An 11876-nucleotide genomic window follows, 5' to 3' on the forward strand; every position below is an offset into this window, starting at 1 on the left:
ACGCTCAGAGCGAAGTCCCGAACAGCATGCCGAGCAGATACGTCGCGCCGGCAGCGCCGTAGCCGATCGCAAGTTGGCGTAGAGCCCTCTTGAACGGCGGCCCGCCCGAGAGCAATCCGACCACAACGCCCGTCGTCAGCAACGCGATCCCCACGAGAACAGATGCGACGATCAGAGCCGTCATGCCTTCCAGGCCGAACAGATACGGCAGCACCGGAATGATTGCGCCCGAGGCGAAGAAGCAGAAACTTGCCGCCGCTGCGCCCAACCCGGTTCCGACGGCTTCATGGTCGTCGACAACGTCCGCGGCGCCGAAGGTGCTGTTCGCGAGGACCTCGGCGGCGCGCTGGTCCGCTTCCTCGGCGGACATACCGCGGGCCCGGTAGACCAGGGCCAATTCGTTCGCGTCGACGTCGAGCAGGCCGACAGCTTCGCTGGCAGCCGGACCAGGATTGGACGCTTCCAACAACTCTCGCTGCGAGCGGACTGAAACGTACTCGCCGGCGCCCATCGACAGGGCGCCGGCCAGAAGCCCGGCCATGCCGGTGATCAGAACGATCTGGTTGGAGACGCCGCTACCGCTGATGCCGAGCACGAGAGCGAGATTGCTGACGAGGCCGTCGTTGGCTCCGAAGACGGCGGCACGAAACGTCCCCGAAAGTCTGTTCCGACCCCGAGTGGCCAAGGCCCGCACCACTTCTTCGTGGATCTTCTCGTCCGCGCCCATCGATGCAGTCGCGTCGGCGTCGTTCGGATACGGGGATCGCGTCTCCGCGCGCTGTGCAAGAGCGAGCACGAAGACGGAGCCGAAGCGCCTGGCCAGAAAGCCCAGTATCCGAGTGCGGATATCGCCGCGAAGTGGTTTGCCGACGTGATCGCCGAGTAGCGCTCGCCAGTGCGCCTCGTGTCGCCCCTCCGCGTCGGCCAGTGCGAGAAGGATTTCGCGCTCCTCGCCGCTGCGCCTACTCGCGAGGTCTCGGTAGACGGCGGCCTCGGCTTGTTCGTCGGCGAGGTATCGTCTCCAGCGCTTGACATCTCGCGGGTCTGGATCGGGTCGTGCGGCCGGAACTGTGGACATCGTGTTCCCCTTTCCGGTGAGGCGGTCATGCTTCGAGTACGCGGTCCATCCACGTCGTCAGATCGTTGATGACGTCGTCGCGGTTGGTCTCGTTGAAGATCTCGTGTCTGGCACCCGGATAGGTGTAGTAGGTGACGTCTTCGATCCCCGCCGAGTTGTACCGTTCGACTGCGACGTCGGTACGGCTCAGTGCGGCGTTGAGAGGATCCGAGGTGCCGACGAAGACCAGGATCGGAAGGTCTTGTCGCACGCCCTCGACGTCGACGAACCTCGGTCCCGCTGCGATAAGTCCACCCATGCCGGCGTCGTCCAGGCTGAAACCGCACAGCGGATCGTTGATGTACAAATCCACCTGCGCTTCGTCACGGCTGAGCCAGTCGTGCGGAGTACGGGCCGGTTCGAATTCCGCATTGAACTGGGCGAGGACGTCCGGGCCGTCGTTGACGAGGCTCTCGATCAGTTGATCGACCGCGGTGGTCCCCGACAGTGCGACGGCGTCGATCAGGTGCGAATGATCGAGGATGTACTGCTGCGAAGCGAACGAACCGAGGCTGTGGCTGAGCAGTACGACGGGCAGGCCGGGGTGTTTGTCGCGGATGATGCCCGTGAAGTTCACCATGTCTGCAACCAAGCGGTTCCAGCCGTCGTCGCCGATGTTGCCTGGGCCGGCGTGCATGCTCTCACCGTGGCCGCGGTGGTCCGCCGCGTAGACGTGGAAACCGCGAGCATTCAGGGCTTCGGCAACGTGTGCGTAGCGTTTTGCGTGCTCACCCATACCGTGCGCGAGTTGAACAACCCCTCGAGGTTCCTGCTCGGTGGGCCATTCGTGGACATGAATGACCACTCCGTCGTCGCTGGTGAAGGTGAACATGCGCTACTCCCGGTGGTCGCGATCCGGACAGGTCATTTCTCATGCTAGATCCGCAACGGCAATCCATCCGGGAAGTAGGTCCTGATCACCGGCGAGCCTGATTCGTTTCTGCACATCCGGCTTCAAACTCGGATATACCGGACACGGATGTTCGGAAACAGTTGTCGACCAGCCTGAGGAGTACAGAGCGATGAATTCGAACCGCATGCGCAACGTCGTCTTGTTGGCGGCTCCACTTGCTGCTCTCGCCCTTCTCAGCGGTTGCGGCTCGGATGAAACGGGAACGGCCGAGAGTTCACCGGCACCCGCCTCAACGACGACCGCCTCTGCGCCGACGACCCAGACCGGCACCGCTTCACCTTCGACGACCCATACCGATCACACCCAAACCACAACCTCGACGGCACCCAATCCCGAAGGCTGCGCGATCGGGGAACTGAACGTCACCCTCGGCGAGTCGAGTGGCGCCGCCGGTTCTGTGGAGCTTCCGGTGGTCTTCACCAACACGGGCGGCCGCACGTGCACGCTCGACGGTTTCCCCGGCGTCTCGTATGTCACGGGAGCGTCCGGAAGCGAAGTGGGTGCTGCAGCCGGCCGCTCCGGATCCGGTTCACTCGTCTCCCTTGCCCCTGGCTCTGCCGCAACGTCTTTGGTGCGAGCTACGAACGTCGAGAACTACCCGGCAGATCAGTGCGGCGTGACCGACGTTGCGGGACTGAGGGTTTACCCGCCCAACAGCTACGACTCGGTCTTCCTTGCCTATCCCACCAAGGGTTGCTCGATGACCGGCGCGAACATCAACCAGCTGACGGTCGCGCCGGTCGCCCGCTGAGTCACGGCTTGAGACGTCGTAGACCCCAGAGCGCCGGCAGGAGGAACAGGCCTGAAAGGATCAGGACGAGTGCAGCTTCCGTGAACTGGAAACGCCAGAACCGATCATCCGAGTGGTAGCGAACTTCGTAGTGGTCGACGCCGTGTTCCCGCAAACAGATCTCCATCTCTCTGTTCTGCTGCGCTGAGAGCACATCCATGCGGAGGTTGTACTCGGCGCCGGTCTCCTCCGGGCGCTGGTCGTACGGGTCCTCATCGCCTGATCCACCCCACGTGCACTCGTCGTATTTGACGTCGACCCAGTTACCTCGGAGGTCGACATATCCCTGCGCGAGTTCCCAATTGACCGCGGGGATACTGGTATCGCTCGAATAGTAGGAACTGAATCCGGCGACGGGTGACGTTCGGACACTCGGCTCGGCGTAATCGGGTCGTGCAACCAACTGAAATGCTGCCAGGATCGCAACAACACCGACCATCGTGATCGCCATTGCGCCGATCGAACTACGCACCAGCAAAGCCAGTGCTGCTCCGAGCATGAGTGCCATGAATGTGTATGCACCCAAGACCAGTCCGCTGGATTGAAAGAGCGGATACGACAGGTTCGATATCTCGACGAAAGTCGAACGCCCGGCAACAAATGCATACCGGGAGTTGTCCGGGAGAGATCGAGCCCATTGCAGTGCAAATCCGAGCAATGACGAAGCCACAGAAATCGGCAGGAAGACGATTAACACCCGGGTCCAGAACCAACGAGTCCGACTGACCGATTGAGTAAGCCCCAATACGTGTGTTCCTTGTTCGACATCCCGCGAAAACACGGTGACACCGATCAACACGCCGAGGAACACCGGCAGAGCAGTAGCAACCACTGTCGTCAGTGTGAGAGCAGTCTCTGCCGTGCAGATAGCGGTGATGTCATCGAAGCAACTGAGAGGCGATCCGAAGAGTTGGGCTTGTCCGCCGCTCTTGATGATCGCACCACTCGACAAGACAATGACTGCTAATGCCGCGAGGAATCCCAACGACACAACGAGCGATGTCCGGTGGTGCCGCCACGTAACCCAGATCATGCCGCCACCATCGTTTCTGCGCTCAGGTGCCCGAGCACCACGTCGTCGAGAGTTGCGTCGTCGATCACCCAGCCGTCCCGAGGGCTCGGACGCACGCCCTCCACCACATGAGAATTCGACCGCATCCCCTTGTCGGTATGAATGACCGCACCGGCGCCGACCACGTCCGAGGGGTCGCCGTCCCCGATCAATACGTAATGGGCAGAGATCAATTCATCCAACGGACCGGACAATATCGCGTTTCCGCCGCCCAGCAGAAGAAGTCGATCCGAGACGTCTGCCAATTCGGAAACGATGTGTGACGACAACAGAACTGTGGTGCCGTACTCGGCAACGTCTTCGAGCAGAGTGGTCGCCACAGACCGCCGCGCCACGGGATCGAGATCTGCCAGAGGCTCGTCGAGTAGAAGCAACTGCGGCCTGCGTCCGAGCGCCAAAGCCAGTGCAACCCTAGTTCGTTGACCTGGTGACAGAGTCTTCGCCTTTGCATCGAGAGAAATCCCAGCGCGCTCCACCAGATCCAGAGCGTACTTCGCATCCCACTCGTCGTTGGTGTATGCGCCGAATCGAAGAAGTTCTGCAACAGTGAATTTGGGGTACAGGGGCTTGTGCTGAGCGAGGTACGACAGGCCTGGGCAGATGCCGTCCTGATCCGGCGTGCTGCCCAGGACGGAGATCGAACCATGGTCAGGCATCGTCAACCCGACCGCCAAGGACATCAGTGTGGACTTGCCCGCTCCGTTCACCCCGACCAGGGCAGTGATGCTTCCTGTTGCGATCTCGAATGTGCAGGCGTCGAGCACCTTCTTCTTGCCGAAGCGCTTGTCCACGTCCTGCATCGTCAGTGCCAATTCTTGCGCAGTCATGATGTCTCCCCCTGCTTTCCGGACGGATCCGATTCGATGAACGTCTTCTCGAGCTCCAAACTCACCAACGCTTCGATGTCCGTGCGCTCGAGTCCGGCGGCCACGGCATCTGCCACCCAGCGGGCCAACTCGCGCCGTAGCGCAGAGCTTTCCGCCATACCGGGCTTGGCCAGGGACTTGACGACGAACGTGCCCAATCCGGGCCGCGGAGCAACAAGTCCGTCGCGCTCGAGTTCCTTGTAGGCCTTCAGGACTGTGTTCGGGTTGATCGCGAGCGCTCCCACGACGTCCTTGGCTGTGGGCAGCCGATCCCCGACTTGGAGATCACCGAGCCTGAGCGCCTGCTTCACCTGAAGGACCAATTGCACGTAAGTGGGAATGCCGGATCGGCGGTCGATACGGAAGTCGATCATCCGAACCCTTTCACTAGTTCATTAGTGGAATAGATATTTACCCTGCCTTGACCTCCCGGGTCAAGCCAGACGACCCCTGTAAAGTGCAGATGCCCCGGTTCACCGGGGTGCCACGCTGCTCGTGTGAAGTTCGGTGAAACCCCGGCACTGTCGACGCAACTGTGAATTCGCCCGTCACTACTCGAGGCGAACGAGTCAGGTCACCGGCCTCGTGGCGACACGATGGTTCTCGGACGAAGGACCGCTCGTGGCGCTTCGCCTCGCGGCCGCGCTGCTCGCGACCCTTCACCACTAGCGGAGGGGTGGCTGTGAGTACTCGGCCGACACGTAGATTCAGATCTGTACTTGCAGCACTGACGGTGAGCACCGCACTGCTTGCCGGTGCGTGCAGTAGCTCGACGTCCGATGCACCCGCAACCACAGCGGCCTCGGACGGCTCGTTCCCGGTGACTGTTGTTTCCGGTCCCACGGATTCCGGCACGGACATCACCATCGAGTCACGTCCGCAGTCGATCGTGTCACTCAGTCCCAGCGCCACCGAGACCCTGTGGGCCGTCGGCGCGGGCGATCAGGTGAAGGCCGTCGACAATCAGTCCGACTACCCGGCCGGTATCCCGGTCACCGATCTCTCGGGCTTTCAACCGAACGTCGAAGCCATCCTCGGCTACGCACCGGATCTGGTGATCGCATCGGATGACATGAACGATCTTGTCTCCGGGCTGCAAAAGGCGAAGGTGCCGACCCTCCTACTACCCGCAGCCACAAGCATCGACGACGTCTACGCCCAGATCGAGCGCGTCGCGAAGGCCACCGGCCACGAGGACAAGGGCACCGAAGTTGTCGACACCATGCGCTCGGACATCGACGCCGCTGTCGCCAGTGTTCCTGCGCGCCAACAGCCGCTGACGTACTTCCACGAACTCGACTCCTCGCTCTACACCGTCACGAGTTCGAGCTTCGTCGGGCAGATCTACTCGCTGTTCGGAATGAAGAGCATCGCCGACGCCGCGGGGCAGGGTGACTATCCGCAGTTGTCCGCCGAATTCGTGGTACAGGCCAATCCCGATCTCATCTTTCTCGCAGACTCCCAATGCTGTGGAGTGACAGCAGAATCCGTCGCCGCTCGACCCGGGTGGAGCGGCATGAAAGCGGTTACCGGCAACCAGATCCATGTGCTCGACGAAGACCTCTCCAGCCGCTGGGGACCTCGTGTCGCCGACCAGGTGAAGGCCGTCGCGGCCATCGTTGCCCAAGTTCCCGCGGCCTGAGCACTCGATGATCAAAGCCGGTATCTCCCAACATCGGACCGCCGTTCTGCTCGGCGCCGCGCTCATTCTGTGCGCTGCCTTGCTGATCGGTGTTCTGGTGGGGCCGGCCGGATTGACGCCTGATCGGACCATTCTCGAACTTCTGGACGGAATACCCGGCATCCACCTCGATTCCGGCCTCACCGCAACACAGCAGGCCATTCTCTGGCAGATCCGGCTTCCGCGAGTAGTCCTGGGCGCGTTGGTCGGAGCAATGTTGGCGGTAGCCGGCGCCGCCTACCAGGGCGTGTTCCGAAATCCCTTGGCGGATCCGTATCTCCTCGGAGTTTCCAGCGGAGCCGGACTGGGCGCAACCCTCGCCATCGTTTCGGGTGGAGCGCTGGGCATGTTCGGAATTCCCATGGCCGCCTTCGTCGGTGGTGTGCTGGCAGTGTTCGCAACTTATTCGCTCGGCCGAAGCATTGGCGGGCCGCAGAACGCGGTAGTCATCATCCTCGCCGGTGTCGCAGTCGCGGCGTTCACGAATGCAGCACAGACTTTTGTTCAGCAGCGGTTCGACGATTCACTGCGCGAGGTCTATTCCTGGCTGCTCGGCGGATTGTCCACCGACGGTTGGTCGGAAGTTCTGGTTGTCCTGCCGTACGTTGCGCTGGCCTCAGCCGTCATCCTGGTACACCGACGCGTACTCGACGTGATGGCCGTAGGTGACGTCGAAGCCGCCAGCCTCGGCGTCGACCCGGCCAGATCACGCCTGGTGCTGGTGCTCGCCGCAACTCTGGGAACGGCGGCGGTCGTGAGTGCAAGTGGACTGATCGGCTTTGTCGGAATCGTTGTTCCCCATGCGGTTCGACTGGTCGTCGGCCCGTCGCATCGACTGCTTCTCCCCCTGTCACTCATGCTGGGTGCGGCGTTTCTCGTCCTCACCGACGTTGCCGCCCGCACGGTCATGGCACCGGCCGAACTCCCCATCGGGGTTGTAACCGCGATGATCGGCGCTCCGTTCTTCCTTCTGGTTCTGCGCCGCAGCCGGGTCTCGGCATGACCGACAGCGCAGTGTGGTGCCGCGACCTCCGAGTCAACCTCGGCGGCAAGGACGTCGTCGACGGCATCGATCTCGATGTGACACCAGGCGATTGGGTTGCCGTGGTCGGGCCGAACGGCGCCGGCAAGACAACCTTGATGCACGCCCTCGCTGGATTGATTCCGTCCACCGGTGAGCTCTCGGTCGGGGGACTGAGTCCTCGCAATTCCAGCCGCAAGGCTATGTCCGCCGTCGTCGCGTTGATGCCACAGCGTCCGGTAGTACCCGAGGGCTCAACGGTCAAGGAACTGGTTGCGCTCGGCCGCACTCCCTATCTACGACGCTTCGGAACCGAAACCGCTACTGACCGTTCGGTGATCTCTTCGGTGATCGAGAGGCTCGACCTCACCGAGTTCGCAGATCGACGAGCCATCGAACTTTCCGGCGGCGAATTGCAGCGCGTGGTCCTGGCTCGGGCACTGGCCCAAGAACCGCAGGTACTGCTCCTGGACGAACCCACCAGCGCGCTCGACATCGGTCACCAACAGCAGGTTCTCGACTTGGTGGAGGAACTGCGTGAAGCCGACAACATCACGGTCATCGCCGCGATGCACGACCTCACTCTCGCGGGTCAGTACGGTCGACGAATCGTGTTGCTGGACAAGGGCAGCGTGGTTGCCGACGGCACTCCCTCATCGGTGCTGAAGGCAGACCTCCTCGGCCGCGTGTACGGCGCTCGGGTCGAAATCCTGGACCGGCCCAGCGGTCCCATAGTTGTTCCGATTCGGCAGGAAGGCACCCGCTGATGGAATTGGTGATGCTCGGCACCGGTGCTGCCGACGGTTGGCCGAACCCGTTCTGTACTTGCCCTTCCTGCCTGGCCGCCCTGTCGAGTGAAACCATCCGCGGGCACACTGCCGCCCTGGTGGACAACAGAATCCTGTTGGACTGTGGACCCGAAGTACCGCGTGCCGCGTCGCGATTCGGTCGCACGCTGGCACACGTCGAACACATCCTGTTGACGCATTCTCATCCCGATCACCTCGGCCCGATGGCATTGCTGTTCCGGTCCTGGGCCTCGCGCACCGAACCACTACAGGTTCTCGGACCACCCGACGCGCTCGATCTCTGCCGAGACTGGGTAGGCCCGGATGACCCGGTGACCTTCACACCGCTCGAGACCGGCCAGTCGATCATGTTGGGCACCTATCGTGTTCGCGCACTCGAAGCCGCGCACGAAGTACCCACCCTTCTCTACGACATGACCGACGCATCCGGAACCCGAATATTCTGGGCCACCGACACCGGGTCTTTGCCCGAATCAACTGTCGACGCCCTTGCCGACGCGCGTTTCGACGCCGTCTTTCTCGAAGAGACCTTCGGCTACAAGACCGACCACGGCACCGGGCACCACGATCTGTCGAGTTTCGCGGAGACGGTGTTGCGGCTCCGCAACTGCGACGCGATCACCGATCGAACCGATGTGGTCGCCGTACACCTCGGGCACCACAACCCGGTCGAAAACGAACTCTCGGAAGCACTTCGCGTGTCCGGGGCGCGAGCGGTTCCGGATGGAGCTGTGCTCGAGATCGGGGTAGGACAGAGCCATCGAACTCTGGTCACCGGTGGCGCCCGCTCGGGCAAGTCCACTTACGCGGAGGGCCTGCTTGCCGGCTACCGGCACGTCACGTACATCGCCACCGGGGATCCGCTGGACGACGATCCCGACTGGATCGAACGAATTGCGTCGCATCGCGCGCGGAGGCCGCCGACGTGGACGACGGTAGAGACCTCCGAGGTCGCCGAAATTCTCGTGGCCGCAACAACACCGATCCTGATCGACTGCCTCGGCACGTGGCTGACCGCACGTCTGGACCGACATCAGGCGTGGGCGACAGAAGATCTCAGCGACATCCACGCAGATATCGACCGGTTGGCCGACGCCTGGACCGCCTGTCCGGTTCCGATTGTCGCCGTCACGAACGAAGTGGGAAGCGGCGTCGTCCCGGACACGAAGTCCGGGAGACTGTTCCGCGATCTACTCGGTCTGGTGAACAGCCGCATCGCCAGTGAATCGGAGTCCGTGGTCCTGATGACCGCCGGGCTCCCCCTGAGCCTGCGCGTGTGACGTCAGAGCAATCCGGTGAGCTGACGCGCGCAATCGAGTAGGAAACCGACCAACTCTCGATCCTCGTCCGTCACTCGCCCGCTCGCTCCCTGAACACACAACCCGCCGGCCACCTGGTCTGCGTGATCCCGAACCGGTACTGCGACCGCGGATCGACCCAGGCGACATTCCTGGTTCTCGAATGCAAAACCCTGCAGGCGAACAGACCTCAACTGCTCATACAACGCATCGAAATCACCGAGGGTGAACTCCGTGACCCGGCGAAGTTCCAAACCCGAAAGCAGCCGCTCGTCGTGCGCCAACAGAACCTTCCCCAGCGCATTCGCGTGAAGGTTCTTGGCCAGTGCCGCTATTCCGATGATCTCGTGATCCGGATCCTTGTCGACGAACCTCAAGCGCCCACCAGCGAATGAGGCGACGTGCAATCCGAACCTCGTGTGTGTCCGCATGTCCTCGACGCGCTCGTGCAGCGTCGGCGCCGGACCACTCGACGACGCCGCATGCGAGAGCTCGGCAGTCCGACGCCCCAACGCGAACCCTGACAGGTCCGGCACCCGCACGAGAAAGCCCTCCGCCACCAGCAGATTCAGCATCCGGTACGCCGTGGCCGATGGAACGCCTGCAAAAGTGGCGATCTCCTTCGCGGTTGTTCCCGGTCCCAGATGAGCCACCGCCTCGAGCATCCCCAGCGCCTTCTGGACCGCACGCGGTTGTTGTCCACTGAAGTGGGTCTCGTCGCCGATCTGTTTGCCTGATCGTGGACCAGCGGTTGCACGGTCCGCGGTCACCGCCCATGCTCCGGCGAGTCACCCTCGGCGGTCCCACGATCCGGAACGAGTCGCCTTCGCCCGTCACCGTCGATCAGCAGAGTGCCCGCACCGGGCAACAGGTCCGCCGTCTCGACGCTGTCGAAAGCGCCCACCATCAGAAGGCTTTCCGGTCTGGCTCTTCGAAGCAATGAACTCCACACTGTCCCCGACACAGCAACAGCAAGAGCAGCGATCGGCAGTGCCCACATCCCGTGAACCGCACCGTCGAGAACGATGTAGACCAATAGACCGGCACCGGCGACGCTCACGGACACAGTGCATATCCGGGTCAGCGAAGTATGTTCCCCGATTCGGCGCAAGAACTTCCACGAAGCAAAGGCCACCAGCGTGTAAGCGCAGACCAACGCGGTCTCCACCACGCCGTCGAAGGATCCCGAATCGTCGCGAACCGTATCCGAATAGATGAATACGCCCGCCGCACTTACCGCGACGAACGCAAGTACCGCAACGTACGGGGTGCGGAACCGTCTGTGTACGCGAGCGAGCGGCGCAGGCAGTACCCGTTCGATCCCCATCGAGTACAACAACCGCGAACCCGCCTGCGCACAACCGAGAGTGGATGCGAACCAGGAACACGTCATTCCGATCTTGACTGCCAGAACCACTTCCGCGCTGGCTCCGGATGCCGTTCCTTCGAAGTACGCTCCGACGATCGTTGCGCCGTGGCCGGTCATCGCCGCCCAGGCCGCAAAAACGAAGAGGACCCCGCAGATGATCGGCGAAATGAGAACCGTGCGTGTGACGCTGATGAGTGGTCGTTTCGCTTCCGGGCCGAAGAAGGCCGAGCTTTCGAAGCCCGCCATGCTGAGCACCGTCAGCATCGCGAGAAACGGAACTGCACTCAGCGACGGATTCGGCAGGGCAACAGCAGTTGTCGTGTCACTGTGCGTCGCCAGCATGACCACGACGATGAGAATCAACGAGCACGCTTCGACGACCAGGATCGCTCGGGTGGCGAACCGGACGCCTCGCACTGCAATCCACGCGACGGCCAGGGCAATCGCCACCGTCGTGATCACCGTCGCGGCAGGCCCTCGCACGTCGGGGCCGACAATGGCGATGGTATCGAGCAGACTCGGAACTGCCTGCGAGAAAACCGAAACCGAGATTCCGAGATACCCGAGTACCAGTGCGGCGCCCGCCGTCAGTGTCGCCCGGATACCGGAGCCTTGGAAGACGAAGCTGTACAGCGATCCTGCTGCGGCCAGTCTCCGCGTGAACTGAGTGATGCAGAACGCAACGAGAAACACCGCCGAAGTTGTCGCAGCAATCGCAGCCAACCCGACGTAGCCGGGACTGTAGGTGATCATCCACAGGGCGATGAACACCATTCCCGTTGCCGGAGCGATCGTGGAAAGTGATTGCCCCAACAGGTCGATCGGGGTCAGACGTCCTCGTCCGAGACCACGGAGCGGGGAGAACACGGGCTCACTGTGTTGATCCGCATTCTGCGCTCGCGTGATCGCCGCACGCAGTGCCGCACTCACGGCCATGTGT

Annotated in this window: 12 protein-coding genes; 5 read left to right on the plus strand and 7 right to left on the minus strand. The window is 62.5% G+C overall.

Annotated features, from left to right (window positions below; translation table 11 throughout):
- Window positions 1-4: 4 nt before the first annotated feature.
- Both AC1Q6C_RS06335 and AC1Q6C_RS06340 read right to left on the minus strand, forming a co-directional pair.
- Window positions 5-1078, minus strand: a complete 1074-nt coding sequence (locus AC1Q6C_RS06335) for a VIT1/CCC1 transporter family protein (RefSeq protein ID WP_007729922.1) — start codon at window positions 1076-1078, stop codon at window positions 5-7.
- Between the two features lie 25 nt (window positions 1079-1103).
- Window positions 1104-1949 carry an alpha/beta hydrolase gene (locus AC1Q6C_RS06340; RefSeq protein ID WP_492666443.1) on the minus strand — a complete coding sequence of 282 codons (846 nt, stop codon included), beginning with the start codon at window positions 1947-1949 and terminating at the stop codon, window positions 1104-1106.
- 190 nt (window positions 1950-2139) lie between these two features.
- Here AC1Q6C_RS06340 and AC1Q6C_RS06345 point away from each other — a divergent pair, with 190 nt between their 5' ends.
- Window positions 2140-2781, plus strand: a complete 642-nt coding sequence (locus AC1Q6C_RS06345; RefSeq protein WP_492666444.1) for a DUF4232 domain-containing protein — start codon at window positions 2140-2142, stop codon at window positions 2779-2781.
- Window position 2782: 1 nt separating this feature from the next.
- Here the strand turns inward: AC1Q6C_RS06345 and AC1Q6C_RS06350 are convergent, their stop codons facing one another.
- The 3 genes from AC1Q6C_RS06350 to AC1Q6C_RS06360 are packed head-to-tail and all read right to left on the minus strand — an operon-like array spanning window position 2783 to window position 5132.
- The gene (locus AC1Q6C_RS06350; RefSeq protein ID WP_228401389.1) at window positions 2783-3853 is read right to left on the minus strand and encodes an ABC-2 membrane transporter-related protein; all 1071 of its coding nucleotides are present in this window, start codon (window positions 3851-3853) and stop codon (window positions 2783-2785) included.
- Entirely contained in the window at window positions 3850-4719 is an 870-nt protein-coding gene (locus AC1Q6C_RS06355; protein WP_492666445.1) for an ABC transporter ATP-binding protein, read from the minus strand. Before AC1Q6C_RS06355 ends, AC1Q6C_RS06350 begins: the two co-directional genes overlap by 4 nt.
- On the minus strand, window positions 4716-5132 hold the full coding sequence (locus AC1Q6C_RS06360) for a GntR family transcriptional regulator (RefSeq protein ID WP_007729675.1): 417 nt from the start codon (window positions 5130-5132) through the stop codon (window positions 4716-4718). The genes AC1Q6C_RS06355 and AC1Q6C_RS06360 overlap by 4 nt, the downstream gene beginning before the upstream one ends.
- Before the next feature lie 308 nt (window positions 5133-5440).
- On the opposite strand from AC1Q6C_RS06360, the gene AC1Q6C_RS06365 reads away from it, so the two are divergent.
- The 4 genes from AC1Q6C_RS06365 to cobU are packed head-to-tail and all read left to right on the plus strand — an operon-like array spanning window position 5441 to window position 9549.
- Window positions 5441-6400 carry an ABC transporter substrate-binding protein gene (locus tag AC1Q6C_RS06365; protein WP_020970983.1) on the plus strand — a complete coding sequence of 320 codons (960 nt, stop codon included), beginning with the start codon at window positions 5441-5443 and terminating at the stop codon, window positions 6398-6400.
- A gap of 7 nt (window positions 6401-6407) precedes the next feature.
- Entirely contained in the window at window positions 6408-7442 is a 1035-nt protein-coding gene (locus tag AC1Q6C_RS06370) for a FecCD family ABC transporter permease (RefSeq protein WP_019745569.1), read from the plus strand.
- The gene (locus tag AC1Q6C_RS06375) at window positions 7439-8227 is read left to right on the plus strand and encodes an ABC transporter ATP-binding protein (RefSeq protein ID WP_492666446.1); all 789 of its coding nucleotides are present in this window, start codon (window positions 7439-7441) and stop codon (window positions 8225-8227) included. The genes AC1Q6C_RS06370 and AC1Q6C_RS06375 overlap by 4 nt, the downstream gene beginning before the upstream one ends.
- Complete coding sequence (gene cobU / locus AC1Q6C_RS06380; RefSeq protein WP_492666447.1) at window positions 8227-9549, plus strand: bifunctional adenosylcobinamide kinase/adenosylcobinamide-phosphate guanylyltransferase; 1323 nt, start codon at window positions 8227-8229, stop codon at window positions 9547-9549. Before AC1Q6C_RS06375 ends, cobU begins: the two co-directional genes overlap by 1 nt.
- A gap of 2 nt (window positions 9550-9551) precedes the next feature.
- On the opposite strand, the gene AC1Q6C_RS06385 is transcribed toward cobU, so the two are convergent.
- Window positions 9552-10337 (minus strand): IclR family transcriptional regulator, encoded by a 786-nt coding sequence (locus tag AC1Q6C_RS06385; RefSeq protein ID WP_020909339.1) that lies wholly within the window; start codon window positions 10335-10337, stop codon window positions 9552-9554.
- The gene (locus tag AC1Q6C_RS06390; protein WP_047271947.1) at window positions 10334-11872 is read right to left on the minus strand and encodes an APC family permease; all 1539 of its coding nucleotides are present in this window, start codon (window positions 11870-11872) and stop codon (window positions 10334-10336) included. Before AC1Q6C_RS06390 ends, AC1Q6C_RS06385 begins: the two co-directional genes overlap by 4 nt.
- Window positions 11873-11876: the final 4 nt, after the last annotated feature.

It is taken from the genome of Rhodococcus sp. MT28 (assembly GCF_058792695.1).

Excerpts from the sequence above, each read along its gene's own strand:
- AC1Q6C_RS06335 (WP_007729922.1), bottom strand. The coding sequence starts at position 1,078 with ATGTCCACAGTTCCGGCCGCACGACCCGATCCAGACCCGCGAGATGTC.
- AC1Q6C_RS06340 (WP_492666443.1), bottom strand. The coding sequence starts at position 1,949 with ATGTTCACCTTCACCAGCGACGACGGAGTGGTCATTCATGTCCACGAA.
- AC1Q6C_RS06345 (WP_492666444.1), top strand. The coding sequence starts at position 2,140 with ATGAATTCGAACCGCATGCGCAACGTCGTCTTGTTGGCGGCTCCACTT.
- AC1Q6C_RS06350 (WP_228401389.1), bottom strand. The coding sequence starts at position 3,853 with ATGATCTGGGTTACGTGGCGGCACCACCGGACATCGCTCGTTGTGTCG.
- AC1Q6C_RS06355 (WP_492666445.1), bottom strand. The coding sequence starts at position 4,719 with ATGACTGCGCAAGAATTGGCACTGACGATGCAGGACGTGGACAAGCGC.
- AC1Q6C_RS06360 (WP_007729675.1), bottom strand. The coding sequence starts at position 5,132 with ATGATCGACTTCCGTATCGACCGCCGATCCGGCATTCCCACTTACGTG.
- AC1Q6C_RS06370 (WP_019745569.1), top strand. The coding sequence starts at position 6,408 with ATGATCAAAGCCGGTATCTCCCAACATCGGACCGCCGTTCTGCTCGGC.
- AC1Q6C_RS06375 (WP_492666446.1), top strand. The coding sequence starts at position 7,439 with ATGACCGACAGCGCAGTGTGGTGCCGCGACCTCCGAGTCAACCTCGGC.
- cobU (WP_492666447.1), top strand. The coding sequence starts at position 8,227 with ATGGAATTGGTGATGCTCGGCACCGGTGCTGCCGACGGTTGGCCGAAC.
- AC1Q6C_RS06390 (WP_047271947.1), bottom strand. The coding sequence starts at position 11,872 with ATGGCCGTGAGTGCGGCACTGCGTGCGGCGATCACGCGAGCGCAGAAT.